The 18,124-nt window shown below is 61.8% G+C and carries 15 protein-coding genes and 1 pseudogene; 8 read left to right on the top strand and 8 right to left on the bottom strand.

Translation table 11 applies throughout. The features are described 5' to 3' along the window. Positions 1-113: 113 nt before the first annotated feature. On the top strand, positions 114-797 hold the full coding sequence (locus tag AC630_RS09475) for a helix-turn-helix domain-containing protein (protein ID WP_074118225.1): 684 nt from the start codon (positions 114-116) through the stop codon (positions 795-797). 15 nt (positions 798-812) lie between these two features. Here the strand turns inward: AC630_RS09475 and AC630_RS09480 are convergent, their stop codons facing one another. The 6 genes from AC630_RS09480 to AC630_RS09505 form a co-directional block, all read right to left on the bottom strand. Beyond that, positions 813-1,499, bottom strand: a complete 687-nt coding sequence (locus AC630_RS09480) for a MarC family protein (protein WP_083636171.1) — start codon at positions 1,497-1,499, stop codon at positions 813-815. Positions 1,500-1,631: 132 nt separating this feature from the next. Continuing rightward, a complete protein-coding gene (locus tag AC630_RS09485; protein WP_074118227.1) occupies positions 1,632-2,117 on the bottom strand; it encodes a potassium channel family protein in 486 nt (161 codons plus the stop codon). A gap of 38 nt (positions 2,118-2,155) precedes the next feature. Beyond that, positions 2,156-3,295 carry an acetate kinase gene (locus AC630_RS09490; RefSeq protein ID WP_074118229.1) on the bottom strand — a complete coding sequence of 380 codons (1,140 nt, stop codon included), beginning with the start codon at positions 3,293-3,295 and terminating at the stop codon, positions 2,156-2,158. Between the two features lie 197 nt (positions 3,296-3,492). Next, positions 3,493-4,581: an AI-2E family transporter gene (locus tag AC630_RS09495; RefSeq protein WP_074118232.1), complete on the bottom strand. Its 1,089-nt coding sequence runs from the start codon at positions 4,579-4,581 to the stop codon at positions 3,493-3,495. A 174-nt stretch (positions 4,582-4,755) separates the two neighbouring features. Then, positions 4,756-5,781, bottom strand: coding sequence for a glycoside hydrolase family 5 protein (locus AC630_RS09500; RefSeq protein ID WP_083636169.1), 1,026 nt, complete (start codon positions 5,779-5,781; stop codon positions 4,756-4,758). 20 nt (positions 5,782-5,801) lie between these two features. Continuing rightward, a complete protein-coding gene (locus AC630_RS09505) occupies positions 5,802-7,088 on the bottom strand; it encodes an O-antigen ligase family protein (RefSeq protein ID WP_074118235.1) in 1,287 nt (428 codons plus the stop codon). 212 nt (positions 7,089-7,300) lie between these two features. Here AC630_RS09505 and AC630_RS09510 point away from each other — a divergent pair, with 212 nt between their 5' ends. After that, the gene (locus tag AC630_RS09510; protein WP_074118237.1) at positions 7,301-8,647 is read left to right on the top strand and encodes a lipopolysaccharide biosynthesis protein; all 1,347 of its coding nucleotides are present in this window, start codon (positions 7,301-7,303) and stop codon (positions 8,645-8,647) included. A 156-nt stretch (positions 8,648-8,803) separates the two neighbouring features. On the opposite strand, the gene AC630_RS09515 is transcribed toward AC630_RS09510, so the two are convergent. After that, positions 8,804-10,900 (bottom strand): GumC family protein, encoded by a 2,097-nt coding sequence (locus tag AC630_RS09515; protein ID WP_074118239.1) that lies wholly within the window; start codon positions 10,898-10,900, stop codon positions 8,804-8,806. 284 nt (positions 10,901-11,184) lie between these two features. Between AC630_RS09515 and AC630_RS09520 the strand changes: the two are divergent. After that, positions 11,185-12,361: pseudogene (locus AC630_RS09520) on the top strand (glycosyltransferase family 4 protein). Positions 12,362-12,390: 29 nt separating this feature from the next. Beyond that, entirely contained in the window at positions 12,391-13,926 is a 1,536-nt protein-coding gene (locus AC630_RS09525) for a glucosamine inositolphosphorylceramide transferase family protein (protein ID WP_074118295.1), read from the top strand. A gap of 64 nt (positions 13,927-13,990) precedes the next feature. Here AC630_RS09525 and AC630_RS09530 read toward each other — a convergent pair whose 3' ends face one another. After that, positions 13,991-14,233, bottom strand: a complete 243-nt coding sequence (locus AC630_RS09530; RefSeq protein WP_349538276.1) for a LysR substrate-binding domain-containing protein — start codon at positions 14,231-14,233, stop codon at positions 13,991-13,993. Between AC630_RS09530 and AC630_RS09535 the strand changes: the two genes are divergently transcribed. The 4 genes from AC630_RS09535 (at position 14,153) to AC630_RS09550 (ending at position 18,107) form a co-directional block, all read left to right on the top strand. Continuing rightward, positions 14,153-14,443 (top strand): Dabb family protein, encoded by a 291-nt coding sequence (locus AC630_RS09535; RefSeq protein WP_074118297.1) that lies wholly within the window; start codon positions 14,153-14,155, stop codon positions 14,441-14,443. The two genes, AC630_RS09530 and AC630_RS09535, sit on opposite strands and share 81 nt — an antisense overlap. Continuing rightward, complete coding sequence (locus AC630_RS09540; RefSeq protein ID WP_074118240.1) at positions 14,440-15,519, top strand: maleylacetate reductase; 1,080 nt, start codon at positions 14,440-14,442, stop codon at positions 15,517-15,519. Before AC630_RS09535 ends, AC630_RS09540 begins: the two co-directional genes overlap by 4 nt. Positions 15,520-15,663: 144 nt before the next feature. Next, positions 15,664-15,951 carry a YciI family protein gene (locus AC630_RS09545; RefSeq protein WP_074118299.1) on the top strand — a complete coding sequence of 96 codons (288 nt, stop codon included), beginning with the start codon at positions 15,664-15,666 and terminating at the stop codon, positions 15,949-15,951. A 413-nt stretch (positions 15,952-16,364) separates the two neighbouring features. Continuing rightward, complete coding sequence (locus AC630_RS09550; protein WP_074118242.1) at positions 16,365-18,107, top strand: class I adenylate-forming enzyme family protein; 1,743 nt, start codon at positions 16,365-16,367, stop codon at positions 18,105-18,107. The last annotated feature ends 17 nt before the right edge of the window (positions 18,108-18,124 follow it).

Consider the following 18,124-nt stretch of genomic DNA (forward strand, 5'->3'; position numbering starts at 1 on the left):
AATACCGCCTTGGTCAAAAATAACCTTTGGCGGGAGTGGGATAGCGCGCGCATCTCCTGCTATGAGATATCTGACCTGACGGACCAATTCGGCGATGAGCTGAGGAGTTGGCCATGTTCGTTCGCATCGCTACGGATTCTGCACTGCGTCCCAATTCCCTGCGTGACCTCGGCATGACCAGCGCTTCAAATGCGCTCGTCAGTTTAAGCGAATTTTCCTACAAGAAGGGTACCGAGATTTATGGCGAGAAAGAGCCCGCCGAATATGTCTACCAGGTCAAGTCTGGTGCAGTGCGAAGCTACAAGCTGCTCTCGGATGGCCGCAGGCAGATCGGCGCATTTCACCTCATCGGCGACATCTTCGGGCTGGAGAACGGCAGCGAGCACCGCTTCACGACCGAGGCAATCGTCGACACCACGGTGCGCCTGGTCAGGCGACAAAGCCTCGAAACGGTGGCTCAAAGCGATGCCATGGTGGCCAGAAACTTGCTGAGCATGACCACGAACAACCTCCAGCACGCGGAGGATCACATGCTGCTGCTCGGCCGGAAGACCTCGCTGGAGAGGGTCGCAGCGTTCCTGCTGGAGATGGACAAGCGATTGACGGCGTCCGGCGTCATGGCGCTGCCGATGTCGCGGCGCGATATCGCCGACTATCTCGGCCTGACGCTGGAAACAGTGTCCCGCGCCCTGTCGCGCCTGCATGAACTCAGGGTCCTCGGCTTCATCGGGAACACCCAGCGGCAGATCGTGCTCCTCGACCGGCACCAGCTCGCAAGCCTCGATCTGCAATCCTAATCCGATCCCACGCCATTAAACAGCGCGCGATACACCATCCAGAATGGATCGCGCGACCTCGGATGCTCCGGTAATGATGATCTGGACGCCGATGCAGAGCAGCAGGAATGCTGACAGTTTTGTCACCACGCTGGTGCCCTCCTCCCCGAACAGGCGGGCCATCGCGCTCGATTTCCGATAGGCGTGGTAGATCGCCGCGGTCACGGCAAGCGCGACAAGAAGCGAGACGACCGACGATTCGAACATCGCGTCCAGGCTGTCCGAGCGTCTTATTCCGATCGCGATAGCGGTCGCGATCGTTCCCGGCCCCGTCGTGAGCGGAATTGCCAAAGGGAAGAATGCCATACGTTTTATTGTCGCTGGGTCGGCCGGCAACGCTGCATGGTTCTCCGGCGCATGTACCGGCGCATGAAGCATTGACCAGCCCGTTGCCGCGACCACGAGGCCGCCGGCAATCCGGAGTGCCGGAATGGTTACGCCGAAGAAGTTCAGGATCTGACTGCCGAGGAAAAGAGACACCAGGATAACCGCGAAGGCATATCCGGAAACCCGTAAAGCCAGGCCTGCACGCTCTTCCTCGGAGAGGCCTCTCGTCCTGTCGAGGAAAATGAACGCCAACCCGTAAGGATTGATGATCGCGAACAGCGCGCCGAAGCCGAACAGAAAATCGGCGACCCACCGGGACGTCACGAATTCAGGCATTTGGCTCCTGCGGCGCAGCATGGCACACACTGCACATCACACTGTCTCCATCGGATGCTAGCCTTCGATCCATGTCGAATGAGATCGCGTTTCGTATCGCAGTGATCATGTTTGGGATGCTGCCGGTAGCGTTCACGGCGATGGCCCTTTTCCTGGGATGAACTCGCTTTCTCTGCTCAGGTCTGGCGCGTCGGTCAGACCGAGATAATCGAGCGTCTTGCGCAGAACCTCGAACAGGATCGCGGCCGACCAGCCGAACAGCAGGACGCCGTTCATGGCGGTCATAGGACCGATAAGCCGCCATGCGGGGACCGGTGTGATATCGCCATAGCCCAGCGTGGTGTAGTTGACGAAGGCGAAATAGAGCAGATCGCTGTCGGGCGCTGCGGTAACCTGGACGATGTCGTACGTCCAGGCCCACACCGCGGTCTCCAGCGTATGCGCGACCATCAGCACCGCGGCCGTCGCCATCATCACCCCCATCAAGTGCAATCTTGGGCGCTCCGTCTTTCGAAGCCCGGCGCTGCGGGCGATCCAGATGGCGACGATCGTCACCAGCGCGTGGATGCCGATATTGATCACGCTGACCAGCGCGCCGACAAGAAATTGAAGCAGCATAAGGATCGACAAGCCTCTTTCTGCCTTTTCGGATCTACTTATTGTGACGAAGGCCGGTTCAACAACAGCGCCAAGGTGTGCCGCGCGATCGCCAATTCATCGTCGGACGGGAGCACGTAGATGGGAATGCGACTCTCACGGCGAGAGATCACCCGTGCGTGTTGCACATTCGCGCTCTCATCCAATACCGCACCGAGCCAGCCCAGCCTCTCGGCGATACACGCGCGGATAGTGGCCGAGCTTTCGCCTATCGCTCCGGTAAACACGAAAGCATCGAGTCCTTCGAGCGCCGCGGCAAGCAGGCCGGCGTTGAGACCGGCCCGATAGGCCAGCCGCTCGACAGCCCCGCTTGCCAGAAACGCACCGCTCGCATCCGGTTCAGGTGCGTCTGCATAGGCGTCGGAGAGTCCGCTTCGCATCTCGCTCCCGGACGTCAGGAAGACCGCGGTACCGGGATCGATCTCGTCCGACATCGGCGCGCCAAACGCATAGAATGCGCTTGTGCTCTCGACGCTGCGACCGTCCCTCAGCGCACACATCGAACTGCTGTTGTCGAGGCGCGCAATAATCACACGGCCTTTCGCGACCTCAGGCGCGACAAGTGACAGCGTTCGCGCAATCGACTCGTAGGACAGGCCGTGAAATCCCCAGCGCGCAATGCTTTCGCCACCGGGCCGATGCGGATTGGCCCTCCCCTCGCTCACCGCCGGCCTGGCCAGATGAAACGCGGTATCGAAGCAGGCAACCTGCGGCAATGCAGGATAATTGGCCAGTATCGTGCGGATTGGCACGAGATTGTGCGGCTGACGCTGCGGCGCGAATGCAATCATCCGCTCCAGATCTGCCATCACTGCGTCGTCGACTATGACCGGCCGGACGTAGTCCGTCCCTCCCTGCACGACGCGATGTCCTACCGCCAGCGGGCGTATCCCCAACTCGTCCCGCAACCACGTATCGACCACCGCGAACGCCGCCGGCACATCTCCGACGTCGTCATTGCGGTAGGCCCGGTGCGCCAATGGATCCCCATTTGCCCCGCTCGCCTTGAGGCGCGGGAAAGAGCCGAGGCCATCGAGCCGTCCCTTGATTTGCCGCTCGAGCCTCCCCTCTCCCTGCACAGCGAAAAGCTGGAAGTTCACTCCCCCCGCGTTCGCATCTATAGCAAGGATCGAATCCATGGCAGTCAGTCGACGATCTCAGGAGCTGGCATGGCAGCCCCCGGCGTGCGCCAGCATGTGCAGCTATCTCGCGACGCTTGGTTGGCCATCGACATGTCCGTGGGTCTCAGCTCGCCTTTGCGTACTCAAGGCGCACGGCAATGCAGAGGATTGACTTAGGTCAAAGGTCCGGCGCGGGTGGAGCCCACCGGCAACTGTCAGCGCCCTTCCGGCCGATTCGCGGTCGCATCGCGGTCGGTCCGGACCCAGGCCGCCGCCAGCTCCCAGGCAACGGACAGTATGATCGGTCCTATGAACAGACCGATGATCCCGTGTGCGATCGTTCCACCGATCACCCCAATCAGGATGACGAGCGTCGGCGTGGTCAGGCCGCGCCCCATGACGAGCGGTTTCAGGATGTTGTCGAGCAGCCCGACGATGACGAGGAACACGGTGAGCAGCAGCGCCGTGGTCACATCCTTGTCCATCCAGATCCAGATGATGACGGGAATGAGCACGAGGGCCGCACCAAGTTGCACGATCGACAGCAGCAGAACGATGACGGCTAGCAAACCCGCGCTCGGAATGGCAGCAAGTTTGAAGCCGATGCCGGCCAGCAATGCCTGGATGATCGCGACCCCGATCACGCCCTGCGATACCGCCCGAATGGTCGCGCCGGCGAGCTCGAGAAAATGCTCGCTCTGCTCCGGCACGACGCGGATCAGGAAGCCACGGACCGCATCGACGAGCTGCGGCCCGTACGGAAAGAGGAAGCCGGCTACGAGCACCGACAGCAGAAACTGGAGCGTGCCGACGCCGGCGCTGCCGGCAAATGACAGCATCATCCCGGCAAGCGGCTTGAGGTAGGGCGTCACCTCGCGCAACACAGCGCGCACGTTGGTGTAGGCCAGATTCCAGAGGTCGTAGAGCTGGGGACCGATCAATGGCCAGCCCTTGATCTGCTCAGGCGCGGCCTGAAGCGCGAGATCGCCGGCGCTGATCTGGCTCGCAATGTCCTTGATCCCCTCGACCGCGCTGAGACCGAGCCAGGCGGCGGGGCCAATGACGATGCCCAGCATGATCAGCGTCAGAATGGTCGCGGCGGCACGGGGTCGGCCGCCGAGGCGTTTGGCGAGCCAGCTGAACACTGGATAGAACGCGACCGCCAGCACCGCGCTCCAGGTCAGGATCGGCACGAACGGCTCGATGATAAGGAAGGTCCATAGGATCAGCAGCGCCAGCAATCCAAGCCGGATCACGAACTGGACGACGTCATCGGTGGACAGAAGGTGGCGAAGTGTCTTCAAGGCCTGTTGCCCGGATTTGAAGGCGGCATGTGCGCAGAGGCTAAGGTCGGGTCTCGCGCCGCAGGCTTGATCCAGATCAAGCTGATGAAATCCGTCTTCCGCCTGACCGACCGCCGCCGGTATGGATCGCCGCTCTTCGGCCCTACCGTCCCTGGAAGCGGCGCAGGCTGCGCTTCAATGCGGCGGCGGGATCAGGGCACGCAGGATGTCCGGCTTCCAGGCCTGACGGGCGCTGTCGAAGGCCGCGAAATCATGGTCGAACTGCCAATAGGCCCATGACCAGCCAAGTCTGTCGGCGCTTCTCGCCACGAACGACAGGTATCTCACGCGACTATCGGACGGAGCACGCTCGTACACCCCGAATTCGCCGAGATAAATGGGGCGCTTCTCTCTCTCCGCCCAAAGACGCATTTTCTTGAAATCAAAGGCGGTCTTGGCTTCGTCATCCGCACTGCCCCAATCCAGCGGCCCGATCCTGGAAAACGTTCGAGACCACGGCGCGCCTTGATGCGTAAATCGTATCGGCGCGTAATAGTGAAACGTAACGATGAGGTTCCTGTCGTCGGCGGGCAGGACCAGCTCGTCAACCGGGATATCATCCGTGTTGAGAACAGCGGCAATCACCGGACGCTCGCGGTTGGTGCGGCGGATGATGCCAAGGCATTCATTGAGGAGAGAGTTCCAGCGGGCGGACGTCATCTGCCCCCCAGGCTCATTCAAGACTTCAAAGACAAGCGCGGGGTATTTCCCGGCGTAGCGCTCGGCGATCTGGCGCCAGAATGCCTTGAGCTTCTCGGCGCATCCGGAAACATCGCTTTGACAGACATGGGTGTTGTGTTCGTCAACGATGGGAATGAGGTTCCTCGCGAGAACCGCTTCGATGACACCGTCAAGCCGCCTCAGCACGATCTCATCCAGGACGTTCCCGGAGCCCATGAACTTGAAGCCGAAGAAATTGATCCTGACGTGCGAAAATCCGGCCTTTTTGATCGCCGCCAGGTTGTCCAGACGGAACGGCGCGTTCTGGCCGCCTTCCCAGATTCCATCATAGCCGAGAATGTTGATCCCGCGGCCCAATCTCGCCGCATCGCGGGAAGCGTCCTGCTCGGCGCCATGGGCCTGGGAAAAGAGCGATGCGAATAAAAAGGCCGTGGCTGCAAGATTGAGGCTTCTCGGCCAACGCGCGCGGATAGCGGTCATCCTGCTTCCATTCGTAAAAGCTAAAAATCTGTCTGCGGCACCGGACGGCACGTCGCGAAGAAAAGCGAGACAAGGAGCACCGACGTGAACATCGTCGAACGAAGGAACGTCGTCTCCGTGAAATTGGTTTGAAAGCTGAGGACGACAAATCCGATGATGAGGGCGCAGTGCGACCGATTGATCGATTGGGCGGCAATCAGATGGAGAACCTTGTTCGAAAACAGGAGGACGCTCGCGGCAAAAAGTGTGCACCCCAGAAATCCCGTCTCCATGAGGATCGCGATGTAGCCGCTGTGATAATTATCGAGCACCCAGCCATGGTTCTGTTCGAAATAGTCGTAGATCGACGGGACCGTCCAGAAACCGTTGATCCCAAAACCGAGCAACGGCGCGTCGTCGAAATGGCTTATAGCGTACTGCCAGATGAAGGTTCGCTCGGTGAAATCGATGGACGCATCGCCGACATGGATGGCATCGTATCCCGTCACATAGAAATAGAGGATCAGGAGGCCGGCCAGAGTGCACATGACGAACGGCAGGACCGCATAGATCCTCATGCAACGGACCGACCACATCGAGGTCACGAGCAGTGCACAGGCTGCCAGGGCAACAGCACCGGCACCTCGCGATTCCGACGCGAGGACACACGTTGACGCAAGGAGGAACGTCACGAGGAAAGCCGGCCACCCCTGCTCCCTCATCTTCAGGTAGCAGGCAAAGAACATCAGGTACGCGCCGACGAAACCAAGCGTCTGCTTTGATTCATAAACGCCTTGCCATTGACCATTATGCATCCAGCTATGGTCTATCCCGATATCGGGCACGGCCAACGCACAGAAAGCCGATGCGGCAACCAATATGAAAAGCCCGAGAGCTGTGGCCCTCACGACCTCGTCGATGTCGATCCGCGTGATCAGGCAGAATGCGCCAAAGGTCGTCATCGCAAGCGCCGCGCTCTTCATGATCGCTGCGGCACTAAGGCTGGTCCAGAACACGGAGATGACCGCGAACGTGTAGAACGCGACCAGCGCGGTCAAATCCGGATTGAACTGCAACCGCAGACGCGGGCGCACGAATGCGCTTGCATAGATGAGGACGCTCCACATCAGGAGCGCAACGGCCTGTTGCAGAAAGGTCAGCTCCGTCGGCAGCAGCGCGGTGTTGAATGTGCCCATCGATGCGACCACGTTGAAAGTGATCGAACAGCTGATAGCGGACTTGGCAATCTTCTCAACGCCAACGCTGCGCGTCTTCCAGATCGCGCTCGCGAGTGCCCCGGAATCCACCTCGGTCTGCAGGCTGGCCATGAGTTGACCATCCTTAAGCGCGGTTAATTATTTGCTATCGCGGGTTGATCTCCACTCCCCACCCCTTACACGACCGCCCGGATTTTAAGAACTTGGTAACGGTACGAGCCTCGCTCGAGACGGAGACCGCGCATTAACACTCGCGATTTCCTGGCATGCTAGGCTGTCGCCGCTATCGCAACGCGTATTTTCGGGGGGCGCCCGTATCTTCGATGATCGAGTCCATTGTTCAGTTTTTGCGGCGTGACATCACGCGCGGTGTCGTCGGGACCATCCTTCTCAAGGTTGGCAGCGGCGCGTTCGCATTTGCGTTGTTCTCGCTGGCGGCACGAACCATGTCGCCTGATGGATTTGGCATCTTTGCGACCTGGCTTTCGGTTGCCCAGATGGCAGCGGTCGTGGGACTGGTCGGCCAGGAATCGCTTCTGGTGCGATTCCTGAACGAGTATCGCGTGGGAGATCAACCCGACCTCACGAAGGGTGTGCTGCTATCGAGCTTGAGGATTTCTTCCATCGCGATGCTGATTGCGATCGGCTCGATCGCGATCGTGGCGGATATGAGGGGCGACGAGTGGCTGCTGATCCTCGCGGTGTCAGTCTACACTGCCGTGAATGCGGGGCTGATGCTCGGCAGTCAGGTCGCACGGTCGCTGGTCAGCATCCTGATGGGGGAAGGAAACAGGGAGCTCTTCTGGCGGGTCGCCGTCGTCCTGTTTCTGCTCGCCGTTTTATCCGGTCACCGACAGCTCGATCCCGCCGAATTGATCGCCGTGATGACGATCGCGATGTCGGTGGGCCTGGTCGCGCAGATCGTTGCGATTGCGCGAGCCCTGCCGGACTTCCGCGGCACGGCGGCGCGCTCCGAGACGTCCCGCTGGAGATCGAGTTCGCTTCATTTCTGGGTCGCGTCTATCCTCGAAGCCGCAAACCAGTATTTCGACATCATTCTGGTCTACTGGATGCTGGATCCGGCAACCGCCGGAATCTATTTCGCCGCTTCGCGCCTCGCCAATATCTTCGCCATGGTGTCGGCCGCACTGTACAGTTTCGGCGCACGCCGGCTTCCATCGCTGTACTTCAGCAAGAACCACCAGGAATTCGGGCGGACGTTGCAGCTCATGGCGGAAGTAACGGCGCTGTGCGTGGTCAGCGGACTTCTCCTGATCTGGATTGGCGGCCCCTATCTTCTCAAGCTGTTCGGGCCTCATTTCGCCGCGCAGCACTGGGTCCTGATCGTGCTTGGAGTCGGAACGGCCTTCCAGGCGGCGGGAGGTCCATCTGCGGCGATATTGCAGCTCACGGGCCATGAGCGTGAGTATGTCCCCGTCGTTGCCGCAAACGTTGCGTTGCGGCTGGTCGGATTTCTCGTCCTGATTCCCTGGCTCGGCGTGCTTGGTGCGGCGATCTCGGCGACTGTGTCGCTGGCGCTCGCGACCATCGCCCTCAACATTCTCTGCCGCCGGCGAACCGGGGTCGATCCTTCAATTCTTGTGCTTTTGCGCTTCCCGTCATCGAAGCGCGGCGCCTATGCGGTCCGTGGCGCCGACTCGGGCGACTAGAGCATGATTCGGAAAAGTGTGAAGCGGTTTTCCGAAAAGATCATGCTCAAACAATAACCTAAAGCGCGATGACGATTCATCCCAATCTCATCGCGCTTTAGGCGTCGTTTCGATCGCGGCAATCGCACGGTCCGGTGGTGCGTTGCCGAATGACCGTCAACCGACCAGGCCCAACACGTCGCCCTGACGACGAGACGCCGACGCGTCGGCCGGCACACGATTGACGACGAGCCCGGTCGGCACGGCGCCGAACCGGGAGAGCGCGGCCGTCGCCCTGCGCATCGCCGCTGACTCGACTGCGTCTTCGCAGGCCACCAGAATGACCAGGTCGGCGTGAGCGGCCAAAGCCGCCGCCTCCGGCTGCAAGGCCAGAGAGGTTGCATGGACGACGATCAGATCGAACTCCGAACGAATATCGTCCGTGGGCGACGACCCGGGCCCCTTGCCGGCGCCCAGAAGCAAGTCGACGCCGCCAAAGCTCGCCGTGGTCGTACCGTCCGCCTGCCCCTTGGCCGTTCCGGCCTCGGCGCCGCCGAGGTCCGGCTGCACCTGGATCAGGACACTCAGCTTCCCCTTGTTCACCGCCCACCGGTTCAGCGACCGCGCAACGGTATTTCCGCCGGCCCGCTTCCCGACCGACATCACGAGCGCGACCTTGCCGCGGGGTTCGGGCAATTGCTCCAGCCTGTCAATCAGTGGGCGCAGATGAGGACCGAGATCCAGTTGAGCCGTCGCGGACACTGGACCTTGCCAGATGTTTCGGGTGACCTCGCCAGGCATTAGATCGGGAATGCGCGCCCACACGGGCGGACGTGACCACGCCCCGGGCTTACGCGGAGCCGGATCGGGTTCACGAACCTCCTGAACGGGTTTATCCGATCCACGTCCCGTGGCGGCGACGACTGCCGTCGATGTCAGCAGCGAGCCGATCGCCAGAGCGGCGAGCAGTAAAGGCAAAGGCGGAAGGGTCGATCGAAGCGGCGGAATGGCAGGCGAAGCAATCTTGGTCTGAGAGCTCTGCAAGAGGCGCTGCTCGTTCGTCGTTTTGGACCGCGAGAGGAACTGCTCGTAGATGTTCCTGTTGGCCTCGGCGTCACGCTGCAGCTCCTGGAGCCGGACCAGCGCTTGACCGTCGATCAGGAGCTGCGATTCAGCAGCCTTCATCTGGCCTTCCAGCGCCTTCTGCTGATCGCGCTGCGCCTCATATTCCGACTTCGCGGTTTCGATGCCCTTCGACCGTTCAACCTCGATCTGCCTGTTCAGATCGTTCAGCTGGCTGTACGACATCACGAGGTCGGGATGACGATCGCCGAACACCGCCCGCTTCTGCGCGATCTGATCGTTGAGTGCCGACCGCAGGGCACGCAGAGCGTTCAGCAGATCCTGCTTGGCAGGGCCTTCGACCTTGCCTTTCAGGTCGCGCTGCGCCTGCTCGTAGCGGGCCTTCGCCTCTTCGGTCCGGGCGCGCGCAGCGGCAACCTGCTGCGACAGCTCGGTCACACGCAATTGCTGCGTCGTGGCATCCTTGCCGGCGTTGACGATCCTGTGCTCGAGCTTGAATGTGGCAACGGCGTCTTCCGACGCCCTCAATCTGTCGTTCAATGTCTTGAGCCGGCCGCTGAGCCAGTCGGCGGCCTCGTCAGTCGCCTCGGTGCGCATGCGCCCCTGACTAGCGACGAACGCCTCGGCTATTGCGTTTGCATAGTAAGCAGCCCGCTCCGGCCGGTTTGAGGTGAAGCGGATGGCGATGACATAAGTGAGTCCGCGACGCGAAATCTCGAGACGGTTGCGGAATCGCTCGAGCAGGCGCGTGGAATCCGTGTGCCCTCCGGAAATGTCCTCGTCATCCTGAACTTTGAGCTGCTCGATCAGCGGCTTGAGAAAGCCGTCGGACTTCGCCACTTCAACCAGGCTCTGCAGCGCGGCGCTATCCTGCCCTATGCCCGGCAGCACGTCCTGCTCCGTGGTCACGCGTTGCTCGCGCGGATCGACGACGACCAGCGCCGTCGCTGCAAATCGAACCGGGAGCATCAGGAGGACAACGGCGCCGAGGGCGAAGATCGCGAGAGCGAGCGTCAGGATGCGACGGGCGTTTTCCCGGAAGAAGGAAAGTGCACCCGCGGCAGTGAGCACGCCGCCAAAGCGTGCGCCGGCTTCGCGAGCCTCACCGTTCGACGAATTCCGGGTCCGCCACGACGCGGAGACACCGTTCGATCCGGAACTGGTCGGGTCTGCGCGGCGACCGAACGTCATGGACTTTACTCGGATTCAACTGGCGAACACTGTTCAGTGGCCTGCCCTAACGTAAATATCTATGGTTAATCGGCGGTTACCCACTTTTCACGCGACCATGACCAATTGGTTAACGGTCTCGCGTGACTCCGTCCGGGAACCACTTGAAAAATCGTGTGAACCATACCCGTCCGACAGGTCGCGCATTAACTCCGTTCATTGCTAATCGGTGTCCGCTCGATACGCGCATGATAGGTACGTCGTTAAGAAGGTGAAGATTTCGTTTCTTTAGTGGGTCGGGGTCCGTGCTCCATTACCAGCCGAACAAGGAATTGGGTGAGACGACCGCGACAGCAGCCCCGCGGCTAAACAGCAGCGAGCGAAAGCTGCGCGTCCTTCTCGTACAGACCCAGGCCGAGAACGCGGGCGCACAGGAGATATCCAGGCTGCTCGGTGCCGGTCTGACGGCGCGCGGCCATCGCGTCACCAATCTGTTCTTCTTCCGCAAATCGGATTCATTCGATGAGCCCCCCCGATACGCTCTATTGCGCGTCGAGCCGGCCGGGCAATCCGCTCGCGCTGCTGCGGATGCTGTGGACGCTCGGCCATCATATCAGGACCACCCGGCCCGACGCCGTTCTGACCTTTCAGCACTTCGGCAACGTCATCGGCGCAGGCGTGTCGCGCCTCGTCAGCCGCGCGCCTGTGATCGCCAACCAGGTTTCCTCCGCGATGTCGATGAGCTTGCCGGTTCGCACCGCCGACATCGTCATGGGCAGCCTCGGCTTCTTCGACCGCATAACGCTCAATTCGAAAGACATGCAGCGCGAATATTCGCGCTACCCCGCGGCCTATCGGTCGCGGATGGTGCATGTCCCACACGGCTTTGATGACAAAGCACTCACTCTGTCGAAGGAAGCTGCGCGACAGAATTTCAATCTGCCGCCGGACCGTATATTGCTCGGCTGCGCAGCAAGGCTGCACCCGCACAAGCGGCTTGATGCGGCGATACGTCTGTTGCCGGATGAACCGTCCTGGCACCTTGCACTGGCCGGCCAGGGCGCCGACGAAGCGCGGTTGAGGCTGCTGGCAGACGATTTGAAGGTGTCAGACAGATTGCATCTGCTCGGCGAAATCGCGCCGCGCCAGATGGCCGATTTTCTCGCCTGTCTGGACGTGTTCGTCTTTCCGACGCAAGCCGAGACCTTCGGCCTCGCCGCGGTCGAGGCCGCGAACGCCGGCGTTCCCTCCGTCGTCACGGATCTTCCCGTGCTGCGCGAGGTGTTGTCCTTTGAAGGAAAGCCCACTGCACTCTTCGTCGATGCTTCAGATCATGCGAAGCTGTCGGCTGCCGTCTCCCGACTCCTGACCGACCAAACGCTGAGCGCCGAACTGCGCCAAAACGCCAAAGGCCTGAGGTTGCGCTATTCGGTAGATGCGATGGTGGAGGAATACGTTCAAATCCTCAACCAGGTCATTTGATTCGATGCGCTCGAATGGATTGGCTCGACATGATCATCGAGTTTCGCTGCGAACGTGACTATGCGCGGCGCTGGATGCGCCGCGAGACGCTCTCGATCGACGGCCGGGACGTTCCGGTTCAAATCGCGTGGACGGCAACGACAGAGTTACGGCCCGCGGGTCTCGATGCGCTGTTCGAACTCGAGCGTGTGGTGTTGCACAAGGGCAAACCCAGCGGCGCCGGCAGGCTGAAGATCACTCCGGAACGGACTGAGGCTGGCGCCGGCACGGCCGATGTGATCGTCGATTTCACGGGCGCGGCGCGGGATCCGAACTGTTCGGCCCGGCTGTATCTCCGCCCGCTGTTCAATGGAGCTACGGGCGAAAACGCCGCACTCGCCGCCATTCTCGCCGGCGACCTGCCGGTCATCGAAATCGTCAACGAGGTCGACGGTGCCGTTCTCGATCGCGGCCATCCTTCCGGAGAGATCGCGGCCGGCTTGAGCGGTGCGCTCGAAACGGTCATGGCGCGAACCCTGACCATGGTGGCGGCAATCCTGTCGGGAAGACCGCGCATCCTGCCGCAACTGGCGCGTGCCGCCACCGACGCCATGCGCCGGAGACCTGTCGGCTACGTCGCGCGCGGTCTCGCCGTATCGATCGCCAAGGAGATCTATCGCCTCTGCTGCTATGCCCCGCATTGGCATGTCGGATGGCGCTTCACCGAGAACGCAGGCGTCTGGCAGACCGGAGATCTCTCCGGGCCAGGCTGGACCATCCTTGGAGATCCCGGACACCGCTTCTACGCCGATCCCTTCCCCATCACATGGCAGGGGCGAACATTTGTCTTCTTCGAAGATCTCGATCACCGGATCGGAAAAGGAATCATTTCGGCGATCGAGTTCGGTGACACCGGGCCAGTCGGAGACGTCGTGCCCGTGCTCGAGGAGCCATGGCATCTGTCCTATCCGTTTCTGATTGAGCACGATGGCGAGTTGTGGATGATCCCGGAGAGTTCGCTCCATGGGGATGTCGCTCTCTACAAATGCGTTCGGTTTCCGGACAAATGGGAGCGGCATGCGACGCTGCTTTCAGGCCTCGAACTGGCCGATGTGACGATCACACGGCATAACGGGCTGAACTATCTGTTCGGAGCCTGGCGCGACGGAACCGGCGGCTATTCGGATTCGCTTGCGATCTACTACGCCGACCACCTTCTCGGGCCCTGGTTGCCTCATGCCAGCAACCCGGTTCTGATCGATCGCGCCAGCGTGCGACCGGCGGGGAATTTCGTCACCATCAATGACAAATTGTGGCGACCAGTCCAGGATTGCGCCAAGGGATACGGTGCAGCGCTCGGGCTGGCGGAAATTGTTGAACTGTCGCCGACGACATTCAAGCAGATCGTCCCCCATTCCCTTCGACCCGGACCGGCATGGCCTGGCAGGAAGCTGCACACATTGAACCGCTGCGGCCGGCTCGAGGTGATCGACGGATCACGAATTCAACCCAAGACCCGCGCCTTCGCAAGTCAAGCTCGATCGACCATCGCGCCTTCGCGGACCTACTCAGGCTCGGCGCATTGATCGACCAGCTCGTCCCTCACCTGCTCGCTCATGGCAGTCGGAATTCCCGAGCGTCTGTCGACTACTACGTCGCGTCCATCCAGATCCCTGGTTCTGAATGCTCGCGGATGTAGCTGACCAGGAAGTCGGAAAAGACCCTGATCTTGGCGGGCAGCCCGGCGCGGTTCTGATAGGCGACGTTCATGGTGCGCAGAGGCAGCTCCCAGTCCATCAGGACCGGAACGAGATTGCCGGCCGCAATGTCGCTCTGAACGATGCAGAGCGGCTGGATGAGAATACCGAGACCTGCCAGCGCCGCGCCGCGGATGACCTGGCCGTCATTGCTCTCGAGCGCGGCCTTGACGTCAGTGATGTCGACTGCGCCTGCGACATCGTGCTATTCTCCGAATTCACCGACCACGCCGCCCTTGCGGCCTACGCCGCTCATCTCGAACATCTGCGCGTGCGCGAGGCACTTGGCGACTTGCGGATCGGACGCTTCCAGGTCGATTATCCCATCAGAGAGACCGGCGCATGATCGGTTCGTTCACCTTTGAAAACCTGCCCTGCCGCGTCGTGTTCGGCAGCGGAACATTGGCTAACGCCAAGGCCGAGGTCGAGCGGCTCGGCGGCAAGCGTGCGCTGGTGCTAACAACGCCGCAGCAGGAGGCGCAAGGCAAGAGCTTGGGGACAGCGCTCGGCCCGCTCTATGCCGGAGTGTTCCCCGGCGCCACCATGCATACGCCGGTCGAGGTCACGGAGCGGGCGCTCGCGGCGATGAAGGCGTGCGATGCCGACTGCGTCGTGTCACTCGGCGGCGGATCGACCACCGGCCTCGGCAAGGCGCTGGCGCTCCGCACCGGCGTCAACCAGCTCTGCATTCCCACCACCTATGCCGGTTCGGAGATGACACCGATCCTCGGCCAGACCGAGAACGGACTGAAGACCACGGTGCGCGATGCGGCGGTGCTGCCGGAGACGGTGATCTACGACGTCGATCTCACCTTGACGCTGCCGGCGAGTCTGGCCGCGACATCCGGCATCAACGCGATCGCCCATGCGGTCGAGGCACTCTACGCGCGCGACACCAATCCTGTGACATCGCTGATGGCGGAGGAAGGCATCCGCGCGTTGGCCCGCGCCCTGCCCGCCATTGCCGCCAAGAGCGACGATCGCGAGGCCCGCACCGAAGCGCTCTATGGCGCCTGGCTTTGCGGCGTCTGCCTCGGCACCGTCGGCATGGCGCTGCATCACAAGCTCTGCCACACGCTCGGCGGCACATTCGATCTGCCGCACGCCGAGACCCACACCATCGTGCTGCCGCATGCACTGGCCTACAACGCGCCGGCGGTGCCGGAGGCGATGGCGCGCATCTCGCGCGCAATCGGCGCTGTCGATGCGTCGCAGGGACTTTACGATCTCGCGAAACGGCTGGGTGCGAAGGTGGCGTTGCGTGATGTCGGCATGCCCGAGAGCGGCATCGACAAGGCGGCCGATCTTGCTGTCACCAATGCCTATTGGAACCCGCGCCCGCTTGAGCGCAACGCCATCCGCGACCTGATCGCGCACGCCTGGGCCGGCGAGCGGCCGGACGCCACCAAAGCGGCGGCGTGAAGCGATGCGGCGCACGCTGATCAAATCCGCCACCGTCATGATGCGATCGGCGATCTTCGCGCCGGCGATATGCTGGTCGAAGGCAACCACATCGTCGACGCCGGACGACCGCCCCTGCAGCCGTCCCAAGAAAACGGAGGCACCATGCTGTTCGCCATTCACGCCCTCGACCGCACCGGCGCGCTGCCGACCCGGCTCGCCAATTACGACGCGCACAAGACCTTCCTGAGCGACACCTCACGCTTCGGCGTCAAGATCGTGATGTCGGGGCCGCTCGTCTCCGACGATGGCCAGAACATGATCGGCAGCCTGTTCCTCATCGAAGCGCCAGGGCGTAGCGAAGTCGAAGCCTTCAACCACGCCGACCCGTTTGCCGCGGCCGGGATCTGGGAGAAGGTCACGATCACGGGCTTCCTGCGCCGCCAGGGCTGAGAGTGGCCAAACTAAAAACGCGAAAACAACCCCATGCAAAGTAGAATGAGGTTGTTTCTACATGCAAATTTACGTCGCTGATTGGCTTTGACACGTCGGGCAAAACAGGAGCAGAATACCACCATCACCCGACTGTCACCCCTGCCCCACTCACCCTCCAGACCTGGTGCAAACACAAACGCTGGCGCGCTTCCGCGTTCACTAGCTGCTGTTTGCATATCACCCCTCCTGCATTGGTGACAGCTCACCAGCAGGTCAACGCAAGTCAGACTCTCAGAGATCACCCAAGCTTTTGAGGCGTGGCGCTTTCGAGGATTGCGCCACGCCAACAATGCTTGGTGCACAGAATAAGCCGTGTTCAGCGGAGAAGAGCGCATGCCGCCACTCGTCGTCCTGCCTGGCAGGTTGCTCCCATGACAGGCGAGCGACGCGACTGGCCGGCGGTCTCGCTCGACGAGACCTACCGCATACTGACTGCGCCAGGCGCGCCGTTCGAGATGGAGACGATCAGCGTCGCTGGACGTCCTGTCCGGGCCTACAAGAGAGCGCACCGGGATCTCCGCTCGATCTTTGAAGCCAGCAAGGCATGGGGCGAGCGTACCTTCATCGTCTTCGAGAACGAACGCCTTTCCTTTCGAGAACATTACCGCGCCGCGTCCGCGCTTGCATGGCGGCTGGCAGATGATTACGGCGTGAAGAAGGGAGACCGCGTGGCGATCGCCATGCGGAATTTCCCGGAATGGCCCATCGCTTTTTGGGCGGCAACGGTCATCGGCGCGATTGCGGTGCCGCTCAATGCCTGGGGAACGGCGGACGATCTCGCCTACGGACTTCGCGATTCCGGCGCAATCGTTGCCATCGTCGATGGTGAGCGCCTGGCGCGTCTGAAGTCGCTCCCCTCAGACGATTCCTCCGTCCCTCTCATCGCGGTTCGCACATCACCGGGCATCCGCGGCGAAACGATCGCGCTGGAGGATTTGATCGGCCCGCCGTCGCATTACGACGCCCTGCCGGACCGACCGCCACCGGATCGCAACATCCAGCCCGACGATGACGCGACCATTCTCTACACCTCAGGCACGACCGGCCGTTCCAAGGGCGCGCTGGGAACCCATCGCAACATCATGTGCAACCTAGTGAACATCACGTTCACGGGCGCCCGCGCTGCGATCCGCCGCGGCGACCCTCTGCCCGCACCGCCGGACGTGCAGAAAGCGGTTCTGCTTCCGGTGCCGTTCTTCCACGTCACGGGGTGCCACTCGATCATGATCCCGGCATTGGCGAACGGCTCGAAGGTCGTTCTCATGTACAAATGGAATGCCGAAACGGCGCTCGAGCTGATCGAGCGCGAGCGCATCAACGGCATGTCCGGCGTGCCATCAATGACGTGGCAATTGCTGGAATCGCCGGACTTCGAACGGCGAGACGTCTCGAGCCTCGAAGGCCTGTCCTACGGCGGCGCCGCTGCATCGCCGGAGCTTACCCGGAAGATCGCCGCGCTATTCCCGGGCAAGTTCGGGGGCACAGGCTATGGCGCCACCGAGACGTCCTCAGTCTCGACGTCGAACGGTGCAGAGGATTACCTCGCGCGGCCCGATTCCGTCGGGCCGGCCGTTCCCGGATGCGACCTCCGGGTGATCGACGACGCGGGAAATCCGCTACCTGTCGGCGCGATCGGCGAGCTCGAAATCTACGGCGCGAATGTCGTGAAGGGGTACTGGAACAATCCGCAGGCAACCGCGGCCGCATTCCGCGACGGGTGGTACCGCACCGGCGACATCGTTCGGATGGACGCGGAGGGCTTCGTCTATCTGCTCGATCGCGCCAAGGACATGCTGATACGCGGGGGCGAGAACATCTATTGCTCAGAGATCGAGGACGCCCTGCTCGCGCATCCAGACATTCTCGAAGCCGCCATCGTCGGCATTCCCGATCGTGTGCTCGGTGAGCTCGTCGGAGCCGTCGTTCGCGCCAGGGCTGGAACACGCCTGATCCAGGAACAAGTGATCGAGCATCTGCGCCCAAGGCTCGCCGCTTTCAAGCTGCCGGTCCATGTCGATATCCGCATCGAGGAACTGCCGCGCACCGCGAGCGGCAAGATCGTCAAGAGGCAGCTCCGCGAAGAACTCGCCGCAAAGGCAAGTGCACCTGGCTGACGGTAAAAAGCAAAACA

The organism is Bradyrhizobium sp. AS23.2, from assembly GCF_001908185.1.
Classification (GTDB): Bacteria; Pseudomonadota; Alphaproteobacteria; order Rhizobiales; family Xanthobacteraceae; genus Bradyrhizobium.

Coding starts and splice junctions, on each gene's coding strand:
- AC630_RS09475 (WP_074118225.1), top strand. CDS start 114: ATGTTCGTTCGCATCGCTACGGATTCTGCACTGCGTCCCAATTCCCTG.
- AC630_RS09480 (WP_083636171.1), bottom strand. CDS start 1,499: ATGCCTGAATTCGTGACGTCCCGGTGGGTCGCCGATTTTCTGTTCGGC.
- AC630_RS09485 (WP_074118227.1), bottom strand. CDS start 2,117: ATGCTGCTTCAATTTCTTGTCGGCGCGCTGGTCAGCGTGATCAATATC.
- AC630_RS09490 (WP_074118229.1), bottom strand. CDS start 3,295: ATGGATTCGATCCTTGCTATAGATGCGAACGCGGGGGGAGTGAACTTC.
- AC630_RS09500 (WP_083636169.1), bottom strand. CDS start 5,781: ATGACCGCTATCCGCGCGCGTTGGCCGAGAAGCCTCAATCTTGCAGCC.
- AC630_RS09505 (WP_074118235.1), bottom strand. CDS start 7,088: ATGGCCAGCCTGCAGACCGAGGTGGATTCCGGGGCACTCGCGAGCGCG.
- AC630_RS09510 (WP_074118237.1), top strand. CDS start 7,301: ATGATCGAGTCCATTGTTCAGTTTTTGCGGCGTGACATCACGCGCGGT.
- AC630_RS09515 (WP_074118239.1), bottom strand. CDS start 10,900: ATGACGTTCGGTCGCCGCGCAGACCCGACCAGTTCCGGATCGAACGGT.
- AC630_RS09525 (WP_074118295.1), top strand. CDS start 12,391: ATGATCATCGAGTTTCGCTGCGAACGTGACTATGCGCGGCGCTGGATG.
- AC630_RS09540 (WP_074118240.1), top strand. CDS start 14,440: ATGATCGGTTCGTTCACCTTTGAAAACCTGCCCTGCCGCGTCGTGTTC.
- AC630_RS09545 (WP_074118299.1), top strand. CDS start 15,664: ATGCTGTTCGCCATTCACGCCCTCGACCGCACCGGCGCGCTGCCGACC.
- AC630_RS09550 (WP_074118242.1), top strand. CDS start 16,365: ATGACAGGCGAGCGACGCGACTGGCCGGCGGTCTCGCTCGACGAGACC.